This window comes from Larkinella humicola (assembly GCF_008727875.1).
Taxonomy (GTDB): domain Bacteria; phylum Bacteroidota; class Bacteroidia; order Cytophagales; family Spirosomataceae; genus Larkinella; species Larkinella humicola.
Genome location: NZ_VTWS01000011.1, coordinates 69,556 through 91,062, shown reverse-complemented (window position 1 = coordinate 91,062; position 21,507 = coordinate 69,556). Strand labels below are relative to the sequence as shown.

Below are 21,507 nucleotides of genomic sequence, written 5' to 3'. Positions count from 1 at the left end.
TAACGTTTGTTCAGATGTTGTTTAAGACGTTAAAATTGACGTTAATTTTGCTGTGGCAATACACTGCCGAAATACCGGATTGATGCCACTGGGCCAAGAGCTATTCGTTTTTACGCTGTAAGGCATAAAAAGCTGCTTCGAGCTTCCGGGTCGTCTCCTGATCGTCTGAGGAGCAGGAGCCAAAACCGTCCCCTTCCTGCTGGTCCCAGTGAACTTTCGACCAGTCAATGGTTGGGTCAATCCGGCTGATGAACCGGATCAGAGATTCTCTCAGGCTTCCGGATTGTTGATCATCCGGGGAGTCACTGGCTGCGTCATTCCATTCGTCGAAGTTATCCATGGTTTAGGACAAGATGAATTCTTCACTTTTAAAAAAAACCTGACAATTTTCCAAAGAATATTTGGTGTCGTAATTACTACTGAACCCGGTTCTGATGGCGTAATTGCCCCGTTAGATTGTCGTGTTTACCCCCGTCTTTCCAGCGATAATCGTGATACATTTGTTGAAAAGAATTACTTTTTTCTCCGACTACGATGACATTCCAGCCAAAAGTTACCCCGTTCCTGTGGTTCGACAACCAGGCCGAAGAGGCCATGAATTTTTACGTTTCCATCTTTAAAAATTCGGCGATTCTAAGTCTGAACCGCATGGGTGCCGATGGGCCGGTAATGAGCGGAAGCTTTCAGCTCGAAGGACAAAAGTTTATGACGTTAAATGCCGGGCCGCACTTCAAATTTAATGAAGCCGTATCGTTTTTTGTCAACTGCGACACGCAGGACGAAGTGGATGAATTCTGGGAAAAACTTTCCAAAGGAGGCTCAACATCGCGGTGCGGTTGGCTGAAAGACCAATTCGGGTTGTCGTGGCAGATTGTTCCCACCATTTTAGGGGAGCTTTTATACGATAAAGACCCCGCTAAGTCCCAGCGGGTGATGCAGGCCCTGATGACGATGGAGAAGATTGATATTGCTACCCTGCTGCAAGCCGCAGGGGGCCTGTACGTTTCATAAATTAGACATTGAACCGGTGTTTTCTTGTGGAATTGCGGCTAATCCTGTACTTTTGGGCTCGATTTCGGTCCCGTAGCTCAGTTGGATAGAGCATCTGATTTCTAATCAGACGGTCTTTGGTTCGAATCCAAACGGGATCACCGGATTTCAAGTCACTTAGCCGCTCTTTTGGAAGGGTGGCTATTTTCTTTCGCACCCCGGTCGATACCGCACTGGTCCCATTTCCACCCAATCCTGGTTATAGAGCTGAATTGATTGAGTAATGACACCCGAGGAAGAACTGGAGTATACGATAGCCTTCAATCAGATGATTGCCTGGTTGAATGAGCACCTGGAGTTGAAGCGGGAGGCTATGCTGGATCTGGCAAAGGTGAAAGGGAAGCAGGGCTATACCGCTACCCAGTACGCCATCATGTCGTTTTCGGGCTCAACCGGTTTGTTCCTAAAGGAAGTATACGAGGGAAAACATGATTCCGCCGACGAGCCCAAACCGCATGCTTAACCTCGTCATTCCAGTGCGACCGGGACTATATAAAATTGACCACGATACCGGCAACTCCGATTAAAGCCATTAAAACCAGAAGCGCCCATAAAGTGGTTTCTTTCTCCGTAGAATTACGTTGAAGCATAGGGTAATCGTTCAAGGTATGATGTAAGATTGATATACAAAATTAACCATAACTTTGTCATTAGTACTTGATAATTAGTGAATTAACTAAATATTAATGTCTATTAAATCTCTGTTAAAAGCGGTTTTTTACCAACTTCTACAGTGGGTTGACTGACGGGTTGTTAATGGATTATTGTTGCACTAGTTGCTCAAAAAGCCGGGATAAAGTCTCTCCGGCATCGTCACACAAACCGGTATGCGTCGGCGAGGTTTGGACGATGGTGCTGCGGTTGGCGGTGAGCCACCGAAACCGGGAGGCAATGGGTAATTGTCCGATGGCTCCGCCTTCCCGGCGACCGGCGCAGATTCGCTCAAAAGCACGCAGCCGTTCGTGGAGTTCCGGCAGGTCGATCTCGCGGCAAAATGCACTCAGCCGTGCGACATTCAGCTCAAATACGGTTTTCAAAAAGCCCTGCGCCGGGCAATACAGAATGACGCCGACGTTGAGAAATTCTTCCCGTTCGACGCGCGGTACGACCCGGATGACGGCGTACTCAAACAAGTGTTTTGGCATGTTGCGCTTCCTTGACAAAAATTTCTGAATGGGCAAGCCGGGTTTCTAAAAACCGGGTGTAAACGAGCCGCTGCTCCTCTGCCGAATCGGTAGAGCCTTCCTGAACCAGCCACGCATCGGGAACGAGCGCCACGATGGACGCGATGCGTTCGCGCGTTAAGATCCGGCGAAATTCGGCATCGACCGTTTCGAGTTCAGTCGCCTTCGACAGCAGCACGTGGTCTTTCACGGCCCCGAACGGTTTGACGGCCTGTTCGGCCCAGTTCTGCCCCGAATGGTGAAAATAGAGCGCGGCACCGTGGTCGATCAGCCACAGTTCTTTGTGCCAGATCAGCATATTGGTGTTGCGGGCGGTGCGGTCTACGTTGGTAATGAAGCAGTCGAGCCAGACAATTTGGGAAGCCAACCGGGCGTCGACGTCGTTCACAATGGCATCGAAGGTGATGGCGCGGGACAGGTAGTGAAGACCCAGATTCAGCCCTCCACTTGCCCGCAGCAAATCCTGAATTTCCTCATCCGGTTCGGTGCGGGCCATTACCGGGTCCAGAATGGCGAAGACAATTTCGGGAATCCGGAAACCGAGGGCGCGGGCGATTTCACCAGCGATCAGTTCGGCAATCAGTGCTTTCACACCCTGACCGGCCCCCCGAAACTTCAACACGTATAGAAAATCATCGTCGGCTTCCACAATGGCGGGCAGCGAACCACCTTCACGCAGGGGCGTTACATACCGGGTTACCTGGACGGTTCGGAGTTCAGGTTCGCGGTTGTTCATAAGCATCGTTCATAAACGGGTTTACCCGACAGAACCGGTCGATTCCGGTGTTCAGTGCGAGTTTGCGGGAAATTTAGGCCAATTTTTTGAGAAAACCGGGTCGAATTCCCGATTCGTTTGGTGTGGACTTCGGCAGGATGGCCGAAAAGCCTTACCTTTGCCGGAACGAACATTCTGCTCAATCCGCATGTCTGCCGAAACGACCGATCAATTACCAACCCTCGAAACGGCCCGCAAACTGGGTCTGCTTCCCGACGAATACGACCGTATTATTGCCATTTTGGGCCGTAAACCCAATTTTACAGAGTTGAGTATCTTCTCCGTCATGTGGTCGGAGCACTGCTCGTATAAAAACTCGATCATCTGGCTCAAAACCCTGCCCCGCGACACGACGGGCGATGCGCCGAGCCGGATGCTGGCCAAAGCGGGTGAAGAAAACGCCGGACTGGTCGACATTGGCGACGGGCTGGCCTGTAGTTTCAAGATCGAGTCGCACAACCACCCGTCGGCCATTGAACCCTACCAGGGCGCGGCAACAGGTGTGGGTGGCATCAACCGCGATATTTTCACGATGGGCGCCCGGCCCATTGCCCAGTTGAACTCCCTGCGGTTTGGTAACCTATCGCTGCCCAAAACCCGGCGTTTGCTGAAAGGGGTTGTCAAAGGCATCGGCGATTACGGCAATGCGTTCGGTATTCCGACGGTAGGCGGGGAAGTGTATTTCGACGACTGTTATAATGTCAATCCGCTCGTAAACGCGTTTTCGGCCGGGATTGTCGAAACCGATAAAGTGGCCAAGGCGACTTCGTATGGTGTCGGGAACCCGGTGTTTATCGTCGGTTCGGCCACGGGTAAAGACGGTATTCACGGAGCCACCTTTGCATCGGAAGATATTTCGGATAAATCGACCGAAAAACTCCCGGCGGTGCAGGTCGGCGATCCGTTCATGGAAAAACTGCTGCTCGAAGCCACGCTGGAGATCATTGCAACGGGCTATGTCGTTGGTATTCAGGATATGGGAGCAGCCGGTATCATCTGCTCGACCTCCGAAATGAGTGCCAAAGGCGAACACGGCATGTACATCGACCTGGACAAAGTCCCCACGCGCCAGCTCAACATGGAACCGTTCGAAATTTTGCTGTCGGAGTCGCAGGAGCGGATGCTGGTGGTCATCGAAAAAGGAAAAGAAGACGTCATTCGTCAGATTTTTGATAAATGGGATTTGAATTGTGAACAGATTGGCGTCGTTACCGATACCGGTCGTTTGCATTTTCACCGCTACGGCCAACTGGTTGCCGATGTGCCTGCCGATGACCTGGTGCTGGGTGGTGGTGCGCCACAATACGAACGCGAATACCGCGAACCGGCTTATTTCCAGGAGTTTAAAAAGTTCTCCATCGATAGCATTCCGGATGTGGAAACCGGTGAGATTCGGACGGTTGCCGGACACCTGCTTTCGCACCCCAATATTTGTTCGCGCCGGTGGGTGTATGAGCAATACGACTCGATGGTGGGAACCGCCAACCGCAGCACGAACGCGCCCTCGGATGCCGCTGTCGTCAGCGTCAAAGGCACCGATAAATCCATCGTCATTACGGTCGATTGCAACAGCCGCTACGTAAACGCCGACCCCGAAGAGGGTTGCGCCATTGCCGTGGCCGAAGCCGCCCGCAACATTGTTTGCTCGGGAGGTGAGCCGCTGGCCATCACGAACTGCCTGAACTTTGGGAATCCCTACGTGCCGGAAGTTTACTGGCAATTTGTGGGCGCTATCAAAGGCATGAAAAAGGCCTGCGAGCGGTTCAACACGCCGGTCACGGGCGGTAACGTCAGTTTCTATAACCAAAGCTCCGACGAAGGCCCGGTTTTCCCAACGCCGACGATCGGCATGCTGGGTCTGATGGAAAGCCCGGACAATCGCATGACGCTCGGATTCCAGAAACCCGGTGATCTGATTTACCTGCTGGGTGAGTCGAAAAATGACGTCGGTTCTTCGGAATACCTGTATTCGTACCGGAATGTAAAAGGGTCTCCGGCCCCGGTTTTCGATCTGGAGGAAGAATTCACCCTGCAAGCGGTTGTAAAAGGGATTATTCTTGAAAAACTGATTGTGTCCGCGCACGACATTTCAGACGGCGGTTTGTTCGTCACGCTGGCGGAATCGGCGATGGCGGGTGAAACCGGTTTTACGATCCAGACCAACGGCAGTTTCCGGAAAGATGCCTTCCTGTTTGGTGAGAGCCAGAGCCGGGTGGTGGTGTCGGTTTCGCCGGACAAACAGGCTCAATTCGAAGGATCACTGGAAAAATCGGGTGTCTCCATTACGCGATTAGGAACGGTTTCGGAAGGCGGTTTTGTAATCGACGGTGAGACGATTTTGTCAGTTGTCGAAGCGAAGGAGTTGTATGACAATGCGTTGGGTAAGAAGATGCAATAAAGAACCTTTGACAATATGGATACTCTTCCGGTAGGAAAACCGATTTTAACGGCAGAAGAATATTTCAAGCTGGAAGAAGCCAGTGAAATTCGTCATGAGTTTTACAAAGGACAAATCTATGATATGGCGGGGAGCACACTTCGCCATAACTTGCTGGTTGATAGCGTAAAAGATTTATTGAAAAGTCATTTTCGCCCAAAAGGATGTCGGGTTTATTCCGAAACCGTCAAAGTAGAAGTAGTCAAAAATGAGTACTATCCGTATCCTGACATTGTTCTGACCTGTCATCCTTTCGATTTACAAAGCCAGTATATCATCCGACAGCCGAGCCTGATCGTTGAAGTTTTATCCAAATCATCGGTGGCTACCGATCGGGATTATAAATGGGAGGAATATCAGAAAATGCCATCCCTATTATATTACCTATTGATTAACCAGTATAAGCTGGGAGTTGAGTTATATGCCCGGGTGGAGAATACGGATCAGTGGACTTACCAGCGGTATGTCCAACCGGAAGATCTCGTGGTCTTTCCGCGCTTTAATTTTGAATTATCTGTCGGGGCCATCTACGAAGGCATCGATTTTACAGCGATCGACGAAGAACCTGTTCGGTCTTAAAAGACGGTTTTGCGCATTGGAGCGTTATTTTTGCATTTTATGCGCTACTTTATTCAACTTTCCTACCGCGGAACGGCCTACCACGGCTGGCAATTTCAACCCAACGGCATTAGTGTTCAGGAGGTTCTGGAGCAGAAGCTGAGCCTGATTCTGAAAGAGCGCATTGCCATTGTGGGGAGCGGTCGGACGGATGCCGGGGTGCACGCCGAACAGCAGTTTGCGCATTTTGACATCGAAAAACCCATTGCCCTGACGGATTTGATGATCCATGCCCTCAACTGCATGTTACCGTCCGACATTGCGATTCAGTCTATTTTTCCGGTCGATCCGGCGTCTCACGCCCGGTTTTCGGCCACGACCCGCTATTATCAATACCGCATTCGGAAGCAAAAAAGCCCATTTCTGGATTTTCTCGTCTATGTTTTTCGCCCGGAGCTGAACATTGACCTGATGAACGAAGCTGCCCGACTTGTTTTGCAACATACTGATTTTGAGAGCTTCAGCAAGGTGCGAACGAATGTTTCGCATTTCCGCTGCGTGATTTACCGGGCAGAGTGGGTCGTAGAACACGATCAACTGGTGTTTCACATCAAGGCCAACCGGTTTCTCTACGGCATGGTCCGGACGCTGGTCGGAACCATGCTGGAAGTGGGGCAGGGGCGGATGACGGTTGCCGAATTTAAAGAGATTCTGCTGGCGAACGACCGCCGGAAAGCTGGTCGTTCGGCCCCGGCCAGCGGGCTGTTTCTGGTCGAAGTGGGCTATCCGTCGGAAGTATTTAGTAAGAAAATGATGAATGATGAACGATGAACGATGAATGTTTCTAAATTAGCCTTAATTCATCATCCATCGTTCATCATCGCACCGGCGACCCGGTCATCATCATTTAAGAACGTGATCAACGAATTTCAACAAATTATCCGGGCCTACCGAAAAACCGACTTCAGCCAGCGTAAAGCCGCCCTGGCGACTGTTGTGGGGCTGAGCGGTTCGGGCTATCGCCGGCCGGGTGCCCGCATGTACATCACCGACGATGGGCAGTGGATCGGGGCCATCAGTGGCGGCTGTCTGGAGGGCGACGCCCTGCGGAAAGCCCGTGAGGTGATGCAGACCCGGCAAGCCCGTCTGGTAACCTACGACACGTCCGACCCCGAGGGTGAAAATTTCGGCATCGGGCTGGGCTGCAACGGGGTGCTGGACGTCCTGATTCAGTCCATCGACCCGAACGATTCGAAAAATCCGCTCGAAACTCTCGACCGCGTCATGCAGGACCGGCGGCCCTTAATCTTCGAAACCGCCTTGCCGGACGGAGCGGGTGTTTTTGTGGAAGAGCTCAAACCGGACATTCAGTTGCTGGTTTTTGGGGGCGGGTACGATGCCGTTCCTCTCGTAAAACTGGCGAAACAGATTGGCTGGCGCGTGGTGATCACCGACGACTGCGTGGCGCACCTGCAACCCCGGCGGTTTGGCGAAGCCGACGACATGCTGGCCGTTCAGCGGCATGAGATCCGGCAACAGATTCCGATCGACGCGTACTCCGCAGCGGTGTTAATTTCTCATAACTTTAAATACGACAAGGCGGTTTTACAGGAATTGCTGCAAACCGAGATTCCCTACATTGGTCTGCTGGGTCCCAAAAAACGGGGCGATGCCTTGTTGGATGACGTTCGTGATTTTGTAGCGCCGACGGATGAACGGCGACTTTTTTGGCCCGTGGGGCTGGACGTCGGTGCCGACAATCCGCAGGAAATTGCGCTGTCTATTTTGGCTGAGATTCAGGCGGTTTTCCGCAAATCTTCCGCGCAACCGCTGAAATTTAAGAATGCGCCCATCCACCAGCCAGTGCAGTCCATCAGCACTTCGGTAGATCTCACTTAATTTTATTCCGATCCCTAAAGGGGCTTTAAGTATCGGCAAAAGCCCCTTTAGGGGTTGGGGCATTTCCTTATGAACATTGCCATCATCATATTAGCTGCCGGAACCTCCTCCCGGCTGAATCACCAGCCCAAGCAACTGATTGAGTGGGAGGGGCGTACGCTGCTCCGGCGAGTGGTCGATACCGCCCTGGCAACAACGTTTCGGCCCGTCGTGGTGGTCGTCGGGGCGAATAAAAACCGCATCGCACCCGAACTGGAAGGGTTGCCCGTGACCATTATCGACAATCAACACTGGCAGCAGGGATTGTCGTCGTCGGTAAAAACCGGTCTGGCGGCCGTGTATCTGACCCAGAAAGAGATCGACGCCGTGGTGTTTCTGCTCACCGATCAGCCTCACGTCGACCGGGGTTTATTGTTGCAACTGGTGCAGGTTTATGAAGAGTCCGGGAAAGGCATCGTGGCGTCCGGCTACGCCAACAGCCTCGGCGTTCCGGCACTTTTCGACCGGAAATACATCAGTGAACTGCTCAGTCTGGAAGGAGATCGGGGCGCGAAATGGATCATCAAAAACCACCCCGACGACTGTGCCGAAGTCCCCTTTGAACCGGGAAGCATCGATCTGGATACGAGCCAGGATGTCGAGCGGTTTTTGGGATTGTGAGGCAACCTGAGAAGAAAACCGCCTTTGTCGCAATCGCCCCCGTTTAAAGCCGCACCAACAACCCTTCACTTTTAGTTGCACGCTGTATTTTTGTGAATAACCTTACAAAAAGATGAGAAAACTAAAACTTCAGGTGCAAATGACCGTCGATGGTTTCATCGCGGGACCAAAGGGCGAAATGGACTGGTTGACGTTCGACTGGGATGAAGAACTGAAAACGTATGTGGGTGCCATAACCGATCCAATCGATTGCATCGTGCTGGGACGCAAACTGGCAGAAGGATTCATTCCGTACTGGGGATCTGTGGCCGTAAACCCGGACGATCCGCAGGTTTCGGCCGGGATAAAATTTACCCAAACCCCCAAAGTCGTGTTCACCCAAACCCTCGAAAAGTCTGAATGGGAAAATACGGTGTTAGCCAAAAACGACCTGGTTGACGCGATCAACACGTTAAAAAAACAGGACGGTCAGGACATCATTGCCTACGGTGGGGCAACTTTTGTATCGGCACTTATCAAACACGATTTAATTGACGAATACCATTTGTTCATCAATCCCGCGGCCATTGGAAACGGAATGTCGATTTTCAAAGAAGTTGACGGCCGGCAAAATCTGAAACTGGTCAAATCCACCGCTTTCGACTGCGGAATTGTTGTCCTTCACTACGAACCCAAACGCAGCTAGACAGGCACCTTTTTTCTCTGTGCTTTTGTCTAGTCTCTTAAAAATCAACCCGGTAATAAAAAACCGGCAGGAAGCCTAGCTGGTATTCCCGCTTGATGAATGTACCGTCGGGTTGGGGGGCGTAACTCAGGCTCAGGATGTTCTGAATGCCCAGCACATTGACGAAATCGACTGCAATGGTGTGTGTCAACCGGGTGCGGTTTAGTTTGTAATCGACTTTCACGTCGAACCGGCGGTAGTCCGGGAACTGGAGCGTGTTGCGATTGGCAGTCTGGTAAATGATGTCCTGAGCCGCTTTCGATTTGGCATCATCAACCGGGCCATACCAGCGTCCGCCGATGGCCGTGAATTTGGCTCCCACACTCAACGTGTTTCGGCCGAGCGTAAACTCCTTCGCAAAAACCGCGTTGTAGGCATACTTTCCGTTGAAGTCCGTATTCCGCAATACGCCGTCGGAACCTTTGTATTTGGCATCGAACAGCGAACCCGTTACCAGAAAATAGTAGCCGTCGCTGAAAAACTTCTCCAGCGTCAATTCCGCCCCGTAGTTGCGGCCAGTGCCTTTATTCACCATCCGGCCCGGAAAAACCCGCGAGAAACTCGCGCCGGTATTCAAAATCGAAAACGAACTGCTCTGCACTTCCACCGGTACGTTGAACAGTTTCTGGTAATACGCTTCGACTTTTAACCGCAGGTTCCGACCCGGAAGCCAGTCGTACGAAGTCACGTAGTGCCAGCTTTTGGTTAGCCCCAGATCCCGGCTGAATTGCCCGCCCGGAGGAGTACTCTGTTGATAGAATCGATAAAAATAGATGTAAGTAGGCTGAATCTGGCTGTGCAGCCCCACCGCAACGCTGAGTTTTTGGCGGTTTGGTAAGTCCCAGGCCAGTCCGGCGCGGGGTTCGAGGGGTGAAAAACTGTTTTGGTTGAGTGAAAAATAGAGACTGGTTAAACCGGCGCTCAATGTCAGCCGGTCGGCCAGATTGACGCGCCATTGCACGTAAGGCTGCACCAGCAGGGCCGACTGCTGTGAATTCCAGCGGGTTTGCCAGGGCTCTAACTGGGTCGGCAGATTGGGTAATATCGTGACGGTCCGGGCGCTATCGACAAAGTTGAAGCGATACAGATCGGCGTTCAAACCGGCTTTCAACGTGCTGCGCGGACTGAATTTGTGGTTAACCGACGCAGCTAAAGCGGTTTTGGTGTCAGCAAACCGGTATTCCAGTACCTTGGCCTGGCTCGTTATTTTGTACCGGTCGTTTTCGACTACCGGCCGACCGTTGGCGTCGTTCTGAAAGAACAGGTAGTTGTGGTGCGTAAACTGCACATAACCCGATTGGGCGAGCGTGGCGCGGAGAAACGTCCGGTGATTGAGCGGTTTTTCGTAGGTCATGCCCACAACGCCCATGCGGGAGGTGTAATACTGATCGCGGTCGTTTTGGCCGTAAATATTTCGGTCCGAGACTTTCTGTTCACTGATCAGCACGTCGATGGTGCTGGTGCCGCCGAACCCCCAGAAAGCCAGCCGGGCGTTGTTTTTCAGCGGGAAATTAAACCGGAACGAGGCATCCTGGTAGGTCGGAACGGCCTGAGTTCCAATGTCGATACCCGCCTTATTAAACAGCCAGAGGTTGGCGTAGCGGTAGGTTACAAAATAGGACGAGCCGGTTTTTTTGGAAAGCGGCCCTTCCAGCGCGGCTTCGGTACCGAGAAAACCAAACTGGAGTGTCCGCTGGTGTTTTTCGTTGTTGCCATTGCGCAGGCGAAGGTCGAAAACCCCGGCAATCCCGTTGCCGAATTCAGCCGGAAAGGCACCCGTAAAAAAGTCGGAATTGGCCAGCATTTTGTTGCTGATGATGCTCACCGGTCCGCCCGTGGTTCCCGAAACCGCAAAGTGGTTCGGGTTCGGAATGCTGACGCCCTCGACTCGCCAGAGAACTCCGCCCGGTGAGTTTCCCCGGATAACAATGTCATTGCGCGAATCATCAGCCCCCTGCACCCCGGCGAAATTGGACGCCATCCGGGCAGGTTCGCCCCGGCTTCCGGCGTAGCGGTCGGCTTCATCGACCGTAAATTGCCGGGCCGAAACCACCGCCATTTCGTTGCGGGCGTCGCCGGTTCGCTGCGCCTTGACGGTGACGCCTGCCAGTTCCGTAATAGCTTCTTCCAGATCGACGTCCAGAATGGTCTCACGCCCCGCATCGACAATGATGTTGTTTAGCAGAGCCTCTTTATACCCAATTCGGGTAATTCGAATGGTTCGGCGGCCAACCTGCACATTCGGGATGCGGTAGTGCCCGGATGAATCCGTGAGGGCTCCGGCCGTGATCCCGGTAGAATTCGTAGTCAGAATCTGAATGGTAACGTCGGATAAGGGGTATTTGGATTCCTTGTCGGAAATTCGGCCCCGGACGGTTTGGGTGAGTGCAGATTGAGCGAATAATGTATATGAACCAAAATAGAAAAGCAGATAAAAAATGTATTTCATAGAATAATTGGGTCTTTCAACACAAAAGATAAAAAGGGTCACCGGAGGAGTGATGGCAACAACGCGAAAATAAGTAACCCCAAAACCGTTCCCAACAAGGTTCTGCCGAAACGTCGACCTTCCCGCTTGCGATCTGACGCGGTCATTTGCTTATACGGTTTCATAGTTTTGTCGAGGGCACGGCCCAGGAAATAAAAACCACCTGCCAGCACGCCCAGCCCAAGTAAGATAACAAAAACCGCAGCAAAGCCCTGATTAGAACAAGCCAGCGAACAGGCCAGCCGACTGGATAGAATGAAAAGGGGGATGCTGGCCAAAAACAGAAGAACATACGCAATTTTGGTTCCGGTATGCGGCTTTTCCGTAGAAGGAGACACCGCCGTTTGGCTGGTGGGCTGGGTGGACGAAACCGCAGCCAGGGTGTCTTTTTCGCTCGATACGGAAAATGAACTGGAACGTTCACTGGCCACGCTGACCGATGGTTCCGGGTGAATTATGGTCCGGCCACTGATGCCACCCGCTATGCCGTACGCCAGGAAGTTGATCAGAAACAAAACCGCGTAGCTGTGTTTCTGAAACCAGAACCGTTCCCTCGAAACCAGCTCCGGCAAGCGGAGGGCGATGTATCGGCCGAATTGAAACCGCACTAAAACCAGCCCGCCAAGCAGGAACGACAGGTACCAGCCCGGCTGGTCGGCCAGAAGCGAACTGCCCAGGAGCAGACCCAGAACGGCGTTCGTACATTCCGACAGGATAATCAGCCCTGCGGCCACTTTCGGATGTCGGCTGGCGAAAAATGCCAGGGAGTTTAGGGTCATAGGGGATCGGGTTGCGCGGTTAGATTCTCCGTCATCAACCGAAAAGGTTGATGACGGAGAATGCACAATCCGACGATCAAGTTTATAATTATTTCGTTACGATCCCGGCCCAAAGATGACAATTTACTAATCGGTCAAAAAAAAGATGCGGTTTCCCGTCAGGAAAACCGCATCGCAGTCAGTATCGAAAATCGTACTTCTTACAAAAGCCGTTTGATGAGTTGGTCAACCGTAATACCCTCGGCTTCGGCTTTGAAGTTCCGGACAATGCGGTGACGGATGATTGGGTAGGCAACGGCGCGAACGTCTTCGATGTCCGGCGAATACTTGCCGTTGAGCAGGGCGTTGCATTTGGCCGCCAGAATAAGCGCCTGCGACGCCCGTGGTCCGGCACCCCATTCCAGATACGTATTGGCATCGGGTGAACCCATTTCGGTATTCGGGCGAGTTTTATGCACCAGTTTGACGGCGTATTCGACCACATTATCGACCACCGGAACCCGGCGCACCAGGTGTTGGAAGGCCAGCAGTTCGTCGCCCGATAAGACTTTTTGTACCTGGTATTTCGCGTCGTTGGTTGTCGACTTCACAATGTCCAACTCCGATTGGTACGAAGGATAGTCCAGGAAAACGTTGAACATAAACCGGTCCAATTGCGCTTCCGGCAGCGGATAGGTTCCTTCCTGTTCGATCGGATTCTGGGTAGCCAGCACGAAGAACGGTCGTTCAAGCGGGTATTTCTGTCCGGCAATGGTCACCGAATATTCCTGCATGGCTTCCAGCAGGGCCGACTGCGTTTTGGGCGGAGTCCGGTTGATTTCATCTGCCAGAATGATGTTGGCAAAAACCGGCCCTTTGATGAATTTAAACCGCCGTTCCTGATCGAGCGTTTCGGAACCCAGAATGTCCGACGGCATCAAATCCGGGGTAAACTGAATCCGGTTGAAACTCAGGTCGAGTGCCCCGGCGATGGTCTGAATGAGCAACGTTTTGGCGAGACCCGGTACGCCCACCAGAAGACAGTGTCCCTGGCAAAAAATGGCGGTTAATAACAGCCGCACGGTTTCTTCCTGACCGATGACTACTTTCGAAATCTCACTTTTCAATCGTTTATACGCTTCATTCAGCGCTTCAGCAGCCTCAACGTCAGAATTATATTGTACCACAGGATAGGAGTTAAGAGTTGGAAGTTAAGAGTTGGAAGTTAAGAGTTGGAAGTTAATTTTTAACTCTTAACTCTTCTAAGGTCCTTCGGTTTTTTGGGCACCCAAAATATTGCAGCTTCGGTATTCCGGGTCCACATTGATGTAGACGTCGCTGACGGCTTTTCGGAACCAGGCATCGATGGCGGTGTTCTTTTTGTTCACCATCACAATGTTAGCGATCTTCTCAAAATCGTCTTTCAAACTGGCCGTGTGCGGGGCCACCTTCCGCTTGTAATAGAGCAGCCGTACGGCACTTTTTCCATCTTCCAGCCGGTAATCCATCGGCGGGCTGACACTGCCGACTTTCATCGTATCCAGTGTCATGAACAGGGTGTAATCCATATTCTGATCATGCGGCATCAAGGTGCTGTTCGATTGTTGATCACGAATGACACCACCGGCATCGGCCGTCATTTTATCCTCGGAAAAGTCCTTGGCGGCTTTTTCGAATTTGATACTGTCGGCGACGATCAATGTCCGCAGGCTGTCTAGAAACCGGCGGGGTTCTGTCAGGTCGAGCCGGTTGTAGTCGGGCCGGAGCAGGATGTGACGGGCGTGGTATTCAGCCCCGCGCACTTCAATAAGCTGAATCAGGTGAAGACCAAATTCCGACTGGACAATGTCCGACATTTCGTTGGGTTTCAGTTTCATGGCCGCTCCCTCGAATTCGGCAACCATCGCCCCGCGTTTGGCAAATCCCAGGCTGCCGCCTTTCTGGGCAGAACCGACGTCTTCGGAAAATTCGGTGGCTAGTTTGGCAAAATCTTCGCCTTTTTCAACGCGTTCCCGCAGGGCCAGCAGCCGTTTTTTCAATTCTTCAGTCTGTTCTTTGGTCACTTTGGCCAGACGCACAATGTGACCGATTTCGACTTCGGCCGGGATATAGGGCAGGCTGTCTTTCGGAATACCGTTGAAAAACTTGCGGACCTCGTTGGGACTCACCTTCACATCGTCGGTGATTTTGGTCTGCATCCGTTGCCCCAGCATCTGTTCTTTCACTTCCGTCCGGAGTTCACTTTTCAGCGCTTCGATGCTTTTGCCGTAGGCTTCAACCAGGTTTTTTTCCGAACCGAATTGCTGAATCATGTACGACATCCGGCCATCCATCTGGTTTTCGATCAGCTTGTCGTCGACCGTAACGGAGTCAATTTCGGCTTTGGCCAGAAGAACTTTCTGAACGACCAGACTTTCCAGAAGCTGGCAATCGGCCGGGGCCTTCTGATTCTGTTGTGCGTAGGACTGACGGGCCTGTTCCAGATCCGACTTAAGCACGTAGTAATTATCGATTTTCGCAATGATCTTGTTTAAACTGACTCCTTTCCCCTGCGAATAGGAGGGAGACGATACGGAAACCAGTAGCGCCGTCAGAATAAAGGAGGAGAGAAGGATTGATTTCATTAAGAACTTCATTCAGGTTTATTACTCAATATTACGGATTTCGGCAGGATTTATTGATATGCCGAAACGTCGAATCTGTTAAATGATGTTAAGAAATAGCCTATTTGGCCAGCTTGCGTACCTCTTCTTCGTTCATTTGCACCGGATACTGTTGCTTGAGCCGGTCGAGCCACTGCTTTTCCAGAACCGCCTGGTAGTCGTTGATCACCGCTCCCCGCGCTTCATCGAAGGTTTTCAACCGGGGCGGGTCGATCTGATCGATCTTGACAAGCGCCACTTTTCCGTCGCGCCGGATGGTTGTCGTTCCCGGTTGCCAGGCAACGGCGTCGAGAAAAGGGTTGGCTCCTTTGGCAAAAATCCCTTCCGTCAGTTTAACAGCGCCCGGTTGTTTGGCATTCAGAATCTTCTCCACATCTTTTTTAGACGTCGAAAACAACTGAAAGGTCACGCGCCGGGCCTTCTCATTTTTACCCGGTCCGGTGGTGGGGCCGGGCCGGAATTTTCCGTAGTCCTTTTCCATGATCCGGACAATCGGGATGCGGTTGGCCGTCAGGAAATTCACCACGGTCCGAATCCGGCTGGCCGAAACCGTATCCCGCTCCGTGGCATCGGCGGATCCGGAAACCTCCACGAGGTAGTCGGAGTTTTTTATCATCAACACCAATAAATCAAACAGCGTTTCCCGCTGCTTGGTAGTCAGCGCACTTTGATTGACGCCGTAGTTCAGTTCTTCGACCGACCGCCGAAGCTGGTAGGGACTCTTCGCCAGCATTTCCGACGCCTGTTTGAGCACGTCGTCGTTTGGAACCTCCAGAATTGTGGCCGCAGCCCGCTGGTCGTAGCGGTATTTTTCCTTGTGAGCGTCGTAATAAGCCCGTTGGCCAACCGAATCGACCAGTGATTTTTCCCAGACGTTGATTTCCATTACCTGCGAAAGCAGCACGCCATCGCGGATGTCGTTCATCAGCGAGCGGAATTCGGGGTACTTCTTTTCCAGAGCGGCCTCTTCCTGTTCGATCACTTTATCATCGACAAACCGCCGGAACAACCGCTCCATCTGCACCCGCGCCGAAGAACTCGGGTCCTTGCGGGGCTGCTGACGGCGCACCACGGTTTCCAGAAATTCATTCGCGGTATAGGGTTGTTTGTTGACCAGCACAATCGGTTTTTTTTTTATGGCCGCGTCCAGCGTTGCCGGTAGTTTCCATTTGCCCGTCAGCAAACTGCTGTCGGCCATGGCGAGGGTTTTGGCCAGCACGTCAGGCGATTCAGTCACCGAATACGTTTTTCGAAGCCGTTGCACCAGCGCCTGACGCACCACTTCAGCCCGGGTGTCGGTTACCACTTTCTGCCGCAAGGCCCCCGCCATCGATTCAAACGATTCCAAGGGTTGCCGTTCAATCAACCGCACAATGTGCCAGCCGTAGTTGGTTTGGAACGGTTTGGAATAACTGCCGGGTTGCGACAACCCATAGGCCGCTTCCTCGAACGGCTGCACCATCTGGCCAACACCAAAGACGGGTAAAACACCGCCGGTGTTGCGGGATTCGCGGTCGTCGGAAAATTCTTTCACCAACATGTCGAACGGTTCGCCTTTTTCCAGCCGGTTGTAGGCTTCGTCGATGCGGGCTTTGGCGGCCCGCTGGCCTTCGTCACCCCCGCCGGATGTGGTCGCGCTGGGGCTGATCCGCACCAGGATGTGCGCGACGTGAATCTTGCCCCGGTTGGCCCGCTTGTCCAGCACTTTCACGAGGTGATAACCCGACCGCGACCGCACCGGTGCCGAAACGCTGCCAACGGGCGTGGCGTAGGCCGCCAGTTCGAGTGGATAAACCACTTGAAATGCCGTCAGATACCCCAGGTTGCCACCGTTCATCGCGGCTGTGGGATCTTTGGAGTATTGCCGGGCCGCCGTTGAAAAATCGGTGCCGGCCAGTAGCTGTTTCCGAACATCGAGGGCCTGATTATAAGCAGCCAGGGTGTCGGTCGGGGTCGCATCTTCGGCCACGGCAAACAGGATGTGCGAAATGTTGACTTCTTCCTTTAAATGCTGGTAGGCTTCCGCCGTCAGGTGTTCAATGACTTCTTTATCATTGAGATACGATTGCGCCAGTTGCTTCCGGTAGGTGGAAATTTCTTCCCGGAAACCTTCCGTGGTGTCGCGCCCTTCCTGCTCGGCGGCCATCACTTTCAGTTTCAGGTTGGTAAATAAATCGATGTATTCGCGCAGATCCGTCCGGCGGGCCGAATCGCCATTAATTTGATTTTTGGTGAACGACTGAAAGAACTCGTCGGTGGTGAATGACTTGTTGCCCAGTTTCAGAATAACCGGTTCGGGTGCTTTGGTAACGACGGGTGCCGAGGATTTGCAGCCTGCCAGCAGACAAAGCAACACGATACCGGGCACTTTTTGTGAAATACGGTTTGAAGTCAAAACGGATATGAATTAGAATCGGTTATCTACTTTTTAACGACTGGAAGCGGGCTTTATTTTTATTCTTTTTAGCCGAATGTCATAGTCGACCTGGTATTCAAACGAATCGCGCAGGTGTCGTCCTGAAAACCGGGCCGGTACGTGCATCGCCGTCTCCTTCTTTTGGCGGTCGTTGCTGCTGTCCCGCAACTCGACGCTGCTTTGTCCCAGAATATCGTCTTTGTCCAGCCGGTCGGTCAACTGAACGCCCATTCCGGCGGCTGCCAGGGCGGTGGTAACGTATTTCAGGGGTGTCAGCAGTTCGGAGCCAATCTCGAAAAAGCCGACCGGCACCTGAATCCAGCCGTTGATGTCGCGAACGCGTTTGATCCATTGCTGGGCCTGGCTGTAGTCATCGACTTCAATCAGCAACAGGGACGCAACAACCTTACCGCCTTTCGGCATGGACACCTGCACAGGAGCTTGATTTTCAAAGGATAAAACCGCCCCTTTCTGAACCTTTTCTACACCCCAGGCGCTGGAAGCAACCCCCACCAGGCGGTTTTTACTATCGAATGCCGTGAGCGACCACGTCATCATCAGCTCGTCTTTCCGGGTCAGTGTCTCTTCCAGATTAACCGCTTTGAGCTGGCTGAGTTTCATTTCCGCCGTGAGCGGCTTTTGACTGGAACAAGCGGTAACAAACAGAATACCAAATAAATAGAGAAATTTCATACGAGGTTGATCAGGCAATTTCTTCAATCACCGACGCGCCTTCCGAGCCGTCGCCGTTGGTCCATCGCCAGCGTTCGTGCAGCCGAATGCGACCGTCGGGCAGCACTTCGGGTGTGGAACGGCAGACACCGGTTCGGAAGTCACCGTCCGTATTCAAATGCTGATACACCATGTCTAGTTCCCCGTCGGTCAGCACTTTCGCGACGAGAAACCCTTTGACTACCGTACCGCCCCGGTATTCGGCCCAGACCACCTCGCCCTCCTGGTGATACCAGAACGTTGTTGCGGCACTTACTTCCCCGTTGTCGGTATTGGCAACCGAGCCAAATATTTTCCTGTCGTACTGCATCAGTCCAGGGTCGGTTCCTGCTGGCTCAGGCAATGAAAAGTGCCTAAGCCCCAGACGATTTCGGTTGCGTCGATGCCCACCACTTTCCGGGTTGGGAAGCAGGTGGTAAGAATATCGAGGGCCGTCTGGTCTTTGTCGCACCGGAAGGTTGGAACGATGACGGAGCCGTTGGAAATGTAAAAATTGGCGTAGGAAGCCGGTAAGCGCTGGCCTTCGCTCAGGACTGGGTCAGGCATGGGCAACTCAATGATGTTCAGTTGCTTGCCGTTGAGCAAACGCATGGCTTTCACCTCCTGCTGAATTTCCTGCAGGAACGGAAAGTTCTCATCGTTGGGGTTGTTTTCGGTTGCCACCACCACCGTATCTTCATTGACAAACCGGACGGTATCGTCGATGTGTCCGTCCGTATCATCGCCGACAATGCCTTCTTCCACCCACAGCACTTGCTGAACCCCGTAATAATCACACAGATACTGTTCGATCTGGGCCTGGGTCAGGTGCGAATTCCGGTTTTGATTCAGCAGACACGCCCGGCTGGTCAGAACCGTGCCTTTGCCATTGAACTCGACCGCGCCCCCTTCCATGACAATGCCCGGATTGACATAGGGCAAGTGCCGGTAATGTGCAATTTCGACCGGAATGAGCCCGTCCCGTTCGTACGGCGGATACTTTCCACCCCAGGCGTTGTATTCCCAGTTGACAATAATTTTTTCCTTCGAAGCGGGATTGATCAGAAATGCCGGGCCGTGGTCGCGGCACCAGGAATCGTTGGTCGGGTGGGGCAGAAGTGTTACTTTTTCCAGATCGATCCCCGCCATCAAGAGCCGCATTTTGGCTGTCTGTATAACGGTTTCGTTGTGGGCGTTGATGCACACCTGCTCGCTTTCGCTGATGGCCCGGATAAACTCCAGGTAAGCCGGAAACATGAGTTCCTGCCGCTCGTTCGACCATGAGGCTTCGGTATGCGGCCAACTGAGCCAGGTTGCGACGTGCGGATGCCATTCGGCCGGGAAGAAAAAACCGTTCTGAGCCGGAATGAAAGGAGAATTGGGCGTATGATGTTGGGTTTGTCTATTCATGCAATTTTTCGATCACACCACAAAAATACAAAATTATGGATGACTCAACTCATGAATGAACACCTTCCGAAACTGGACTGAGCTAAAACAGCTTGCTCCAGGCGAAACGAACGAGCAGCAGCAGTCCGACGAATCCAACCAGAATGTAGGTAAAGGGAATATAAGTGACGGCGTAGATGCGGGTTCGGTCGATGATCCAGAGAATGCCGATGAGGGCCGCAATGAGCGTCATGAAGCCCGACAGTTTGCCAAAACCGGGGATGTAGGCGAAAGGCAGTTTGCGTTTTATGAGCATCAGCGTGGCCACCATCGTCAGCACCGGCAACACCTGCGTGACCAGGTTCATCCGCCAGATGCTTTGCCGTTCGAAGAGGAACAGATAGACGTTTAATGTAAAGGCAAAAATACCGGGAATGCAGGCCAGGTACACCAGTGTTGCGTACACAAACCGCCACCGCCAAATCTCCTCCGCCTTCTCGCCCGACCACATATTGACGACAAATGCCAGTGCCGGAATGGCCAGCAGAAAAACCGTCAGAAGGGCTGGGTTGGCAGAAACGGCGTCGAAGAAATCCTGTAGTGTCATGATTATAAAATTATTTCGCGGAGTTGAGCGGAGAAAGAAGGAGTTAAACGGAGTTATTAATTCTCTCCGCTTAGCTCCCTTTTTTCTCCGCTCATCTCCGCGAAACAACTCTTGTTACAACGTCAGCAGATAACCAATCGTAAAGTTCGCATCCCAGTCGAAGACGAACTGGTCGCAGTTGGTACCGTCGGCGATGGCTTTGTAGATGTTGACACCGGCTTTGGTTTTGGCTTCACCGGATGTATACGCCGATGGAGCGTTCAAAACCGTATAACGCTCCTTGCCGTTCCGGACCTGCTTGGCCAGTTCGAAAGGCACCCCGCCAATGATGAAGCAGGTCTTGCGGTTGGCCGCCGGAATTTTCTCGGCCTCCGCTTTCACCGCGTTGTACACTTTGGTATCATCGTCGCCATTCTGGAAATATTTGGCACCGTAGCTTTCCAGCGCAGCGGTTTTGCCACCGTCTTTCCACGAAATCTTGGTGTTTCCGGAGCCAATGTCCACCACAAAACCGTTGCTTTCAAAATCTTTCGGCAAAACCGACCGCAACGCCAGACGACCTTCCTGTTCGGCGGTTACGGTATTGACCACGTAGTTGAGTGACTTTAACGCCTTGATGATTTTCTGGGTATTGTCGGCTTTCACCGCTCCCGAGCTGACGACAAAGTGAATGTCACGGCCAGCTACCCCGAAGTTCAGCATCTGGGAAATGTATTTTTTCAACCCTTCGCGAACGTCCTGGTCGGTGGCCATATTTTCCAGCACCAGGCTATTCCCAAATTCGGATTTCTCCAGTTTCCAGGCTTTCTGCGCGTCAACCGTAATGATGAACGAGTTAAAACCGCTGGCCCCCAATTCTACGACACCTTTCAGTTTGCCGTTTTGCGGGGCCGGTGGGGTGTAGTTGAACGTGGGGCGCGAACCGGCTTCGTCGGTCGCTTCCGTGTCGGCGGGTTTGGCACTTTCTTCAGACGTCGCATCCGAAGAGGTCGACGGCATCGATGGCGAGTCGGAGGTTTGTTGTGCGGTTTCTTTCGGAGCTAATTTTTTCAGTAAATCGACTCCACCGATGTATTTAAAACCAAAGTAGATAGCGGCCAGGATCAGGGCCGTGATGAGAAGCCTTCCGGCTACGGTTAAGCGTTGCATGGTTTGATCAATTGTGTGAATTAGTGATTGAGCGATTGT

General features: G+C 52.4%; 21 protein-coding genes and 1 tRNA gene. 9 read left to right on the top strand and 13 right to left on the bottom strand.

Annotated features, from left to right (window positions below):
- Positions 1-100: 100 nt before the first annotated feature.
- Entirely contained in the window at positions 101-340 is a 240-nt protein-coding gene (locus F0P93_RS28950) for a hypothetical protein (protein ID WP_150881292.1), read from the bottom strand.
- Positions 341-534: 194 nt separating this feature from the next.
- Here F0P93_RS28950 and F0P93_RS28945 point away from each other — a divergent pair, with 194 nt between their 5' ends.
- From F0P93_RS28945 to F0P93_RS28935, 3 genes are all read left to right on the top strand, one after another.
- Positions 535-1,011, top strand: coding sequence for a VOC family protein (locus F0P93_RS28945; protein ID WP_150881291.1), 477 nt, complete (start codon positions 535-537; stop codon positions 1,009-1,011).
- 66 nt (positions 1,012-1,077) lie between these two features.
- Positions 1,078-1,151 (top strand) — tRNA-Arg (locus tag F0P93_RS28940).
- Between the two features lie 122 nt (positions 1,152-1,273).
- Positions 1,274-1,513, top strand: a complete 240-nt coding sequence (locus tag F0P93_RS28935; protein ID WP_150881290.1) for a hypothetical protein — start codon at positions 1,274-1,276, stop codon at positions 1,511-1,513.
- A 298-nt stretch (positions 1,514-1,811) separates the two neighbouring features.
- Here the strand turns inward: F0P93_RS28935 and F0P93_RS28930 are convergent, their stop codons facing one another.
- Together F0P93_RS28930 and F0P93_RS28925 are read right to left on the bottom strand one after the other, a co-directional pair.
- Positions 1,812-2,195 carry a DUF3037 domain-containing protein gene (locus F0P93_RS28930; RefSeq protein WP_150881289.1) on the bottom strand — a complete coding sequence of 128 codons (384 nt, stop codon included), beginning with the start codon at positions 2,193-2,195 and terminating at the stop codon, positions 1,812-1,814.
- Positions 2,176-2,970 (bottom strand): HipA family kinase, encoded by a 795-nt coding sequence (locus F0P93_RS28925; protein ID WP_150881288.1) that lies wholly within the window; start codon positions 2,968-2,970, stop codon positions 2,176-2,178. The genes F0P93_RS28930 and F0P93_RS28925 overlap by 20 nt, the downstream gene beginning before the upstream one ends.
- Positions 2,971-3,157: 187 nt before the next feature.
- Here F0P93_RS28925 and purL point away from each other — a divergent pair, with 187 nt between their 5' ends.
- From purL to F0P93_RS28895, 6 genes are all read left to right on the top strand, one after another.
- A complete protein-coding gene (gene purL / locus F0P93_RS28920) occupies positions 3,158-5,407 on the top strand; it encodes a phosphoribosylformylglycinamidine synthase subunit PurL (protein ID WP_150881287.1) in 2,250 nt (749 codons plus the stop codon).
- A gap of 15 nt (positions 5,408-5,422) precedes the next feature.
- On the top strand, positions 5,423-6,025 hold the full coding sequence (locus F0P93_RS28915; RefSeq protein WP_150881286.1) for a Uma2 family endonuclease: 603 nt from the start codon (positions 5,423-5,425) through the stop codon (positions 6,023-6,025).
- 39 nt (positions 6,026-6,064) lie between these two features.
- Positions 6,065-6,835, top strand: coding sequence for a tRNA pseudouridine(38-40) synthase TruA (truA, locus tag F0P93_RS28910; protein WP_150881285.1), 771 nt, complete (start codon positions 6,065-6,067; stop codon positions 6,833-6,835).
- An 84-nt stretch (positions 6,836-6,919) separates the two neighbouring features.
- Positions 6,920-7,903 (top strand): XdhC family protein, encoded by a 984-nt coding sequence (locus F0P93_RS28905; protein WP_225309695.1) that lies wholly within the window; start codon positions 6,920-6,922, stop codon positions 7,901-7,903.
- A gap of 69 nt (positions 7,904-7,972) precedes the next feature.
- The gene (locus tag F0P93_RS28900) at positions 7,973-8,563 is read left to right on the top strand and encodes a nucleotidyltransferase family protein (RefSeq protein ID WP_150881283.1); all 591 of its coding nucleotides are present in this window, start codon (positions 7,973-7,975) and stop codon (positions 8,561-8,563) included.
- A 112-nt stretch (positions 8,564-8,675) separates the two neighbouring features.
- On the top strand, positions 8,676-9,248 hold the full coding sequence (locus F0P93_RS28895; RefSeq protein ID WP_150881282.1) for a dihydrofolate reductase family protein: 573 nt from the start codon (positions 8,676-8,678) through the stop codon (positions 9,246-9,248).
- Between the two features lie 37 nt (positions 9,249-9,285).
- Here the strand turns inward: F0P93_RS28895 and F0P93_RS28890 are convergent, their stop codons facing one another.
- The 10 genes from F0P93_RS28890 to F0P93_RS28845 all read right to left on the bottom strand — a co-directional run bounded on the left by F0P93_RS28890 (position 9,286) and on the right by F0P93_RS28845 (position 21,468).
- Entirely contained in the window at positions 9,286-11,736 is a 2,451-nt protein-coding gene (locus tag F0P93_RS28890; protein WP_150881281.1) for a TonB-dependent receptor, read from the bottom strand.
- Positions 11,737-11,774: 38 nt separating this feature from the next.
- Positions 11,775-12,554 (bottom strand): hypothetical protein, encoded by a 780-nt coding sequence (locus F0P93_RS28885; RefSeq protein WP_150881280.1) that lies wholly within the window; start codon positions 12,552-12,554, stop codon positions 11,775-11,777.
- A gap of 200 nt (positions 12,555-12,754) precedes the next feature.
- A complete protein-coding gene (locus tag F0P93_RS28880; protein ID WP_114409524.1) occupies positions 12,755-13,720 on the bottom strand; it encodes an AAA family ATPase in 966 nt (321 codons plus the stop codon).
- A gap of 75 nt (positions 13,721-13,795) precedes the next feature.
- Positions 13,796-15,157 carry a peptidylprolyl isomerase gene (locus tag F0P93_RS28875; protein WP_114409523.1) on the bottom strand — a complete coding sequence of 454 codons (1,362 nt, stop codon included), beginning with the start codon at positions 15,155-15,157 and terminating at the stop codon, positions 13,796-13,798.
- Between the two features lie 100 nt (positions 15,158-15,257).
- Positions 15,258-17,591, bottom strand: a complete 2,334-nt coding sequence (locus tag F0P93_RS28870) for a peptidylprolyl isomerase (RefSeq protein ID WP_225309694.1) — start codon at positions 17,589-17,591, stop codon at positions 15,258-15,260.
- 33 nt (positions 17,592-17,624) lie between these two features.
- Positions 17,625-18,305, bottom strand: a complete 681-nt coding sequence (locus F0P93_RS28865; RefSeq protein WP_150881279.1) for a hypothetical protein — start codon at positions 18,303-18,305, stop codon at positions 17,625-17,627.
- Positions 18,306-18,315: 10 nt separating this feature from the next.
- A complete protein-coding gene (locus tag F0P93_RS28860) occupies positions 18,316-18,654 on the bottom strand; it encodes an avidin-fold protein (protein ID WP_150881278.1) in 339 nt (112 codons plus the stop codon).
- The gene (locus F0P93_RS28855; protein WP_150881277.1) at positions 18,654-19,733 is read right to left on the bottom strand and encodes an agmatine deiminase family protein; all 1,080 of its coding nucleotides are present in this window, start codon (positions 19,731-19,733) and stop codon (positions 18,654-18,656) included. The genes F0P93_RS28860 and F0P93_RS28855 overlap by 1 nt, the downstream gene beginning before the upstream one ends.
- Before the next feature lie 82 nt (positions 19,734-19,815).
- On the bottom strand, positions 19,816-20,319 hold the full coding sequence (locus F0P93_RS28850) for a hypothetical protein (protein ID WP_150881276.1): 504 nt from the start codon (positions 20,317-20,319) through the stop codon (positions 19,816-19,818).
- A gap of 114 nt (positions 20,320-20,433) precedes the next feature.
- Entirely contained in the window at positions 20,434-21,468 is a 1,035-nt protein-coding gene (locus F0P93_RS28845; protein WP_150881275.1) for an acetate and sugar kinases/Hsc70/actin family protein, read from the bottom strand.
- Positions 21,469-21,507 lie beyond the last annotated feature (39 nt).

What these genes read in the sequence shown, in the direction of transcription:
- F0P93_RS28950 (WP_150881292.1), bottom strand. Translation starts at nt 340, where the DNA reads ATGGATAACTTCGACGAATGGAATGACGCAGCCAGTGACTCCCCGGAT.
- F0P93_RS28945 (WP_150881291.1), top strand. Translation starts at nt 535, where the DNA reads ATGACATTCCAGCCAAAAGTTACCCCGTTCCTGTGGTTCGACAACCAG.
- F0P93_RS28935 (WP_150881290.1), top strand. Translation starts at nt 1,274, where the DNA reads ATGACACCCGAGGAAGAACTGGAGTATACGATAGCCTTCAATCAGATG.
- F0P93_RS28930 (WP_150881289.1), bottom strand. Translation starts at nt 2,195, where the DNA reads ATGCCAAAACACTTGTTTGAGTACGCCGTCATCCGGGTCGTACCGCGC.
- F0P93_RS28925 (WP_150881288.1), bottom strand. Translation starts at nt 2,970, where the DNA reads ATGAACAACCGCGAACCTGAACTCCGAACCGTCCAGGTAACCCGGTAT.
- purL (WP_150881287.1), top strand. Translation starts at nt 3,158, where the DNA reads ATGTCTGCCGAAACGACCGATCAATTACCAACCCTCGAAACGGCCCGC.
- F0P93_RS28915 (WP_150881286.1), top strand. Translation starts at nt 5,423, where the DNA reads ATGGATACTCTTCCGGTAGGAAAACCGATTTTAACGGCAGAAGAATAT.
- truA (WP_150881285.1), top strand. Translation starts at nt 6,065, where the DNA reads ATGCGCTACTTTATTCAACTTTCCTACCGCGGAACGGCCTACCACGGC.
- F0P93_RS28900 (WP_150881283.1), top strand. Translation starts at nt 7,973, where the DNA reads ATGAACATTGCCATCATCATATTAGCTGCCGGAACCTCCTCCCGGCTG.
- F0P93_RS28895 (WP_150881282.1), top strand. Translation starts at nt 8,676, where the DNA reads ATGAGAAAACTAAAACTTCAGGTGCAAATGACCGTCGATGGTTTCATC.
- F0P93_RS28890 (WP_150881281.1), bottom strand. Translation starts at nt 11,736, where the DNA reads ATGAAATACATTTTTTATCTGCTTTTCTATTTTGGTTCATATACATTA.
- F0P93_RS28885 (WP_150881280.1), bottom strand. Translation starts at nt 12,554, where the DNA reads ATGACCCTAAACTCCCTGGCATTTTTCGCCAGCCGACATCCGAAAGTG.
- F0P93_RS28875 (WP_114409523.1), bottom strand. Translation starts at nt 15,157, where the DNA reads ATGAAATCAATCCTTCTCTCCTCCTTTATTCTGACGGCGCTACTGGTT.
- F0P93_RS28865 (WP_150881279.1), bottom strand. Translation starts at nt 18,305, where the DNA reads ATGAAATTTCTCTATTTATTTGGTATTCTGTTTGTTACCGCTTGTTCC.
- F0P93_RS28860 (WP_150881278.1), bottom strand. Translation starts at nt 18,654, where the DNA reads ATGCAGTACGACAGGAAAATATTTGGCTCGGTTGCCAATACCGACAAC.
- F0P93_RS28855 (WP_150881277.1), bottom strand. Translation starts at nt 19,733, where the DNA reads ATGAATAGACAAACCCAACATCATACGCCCAATTCTCCTTTCATTCCG.
- F0P93_RS28850 (WP_150881276.1), bottom strand. Translation starts at nt 20,319, where the DNA reads ATGACACTACAGGATTTCTTCGACGCCGTTTCTGCCAACCCAGCCCTT.
- F0P93_RS28845 (WP_150881275.1), bottom strand. Translation starts at nt 21,468, where the DNA reads ATGCAACGCTTAACCGTAGCCGGAAGGCTTCTCATCACGGCCCTGATC.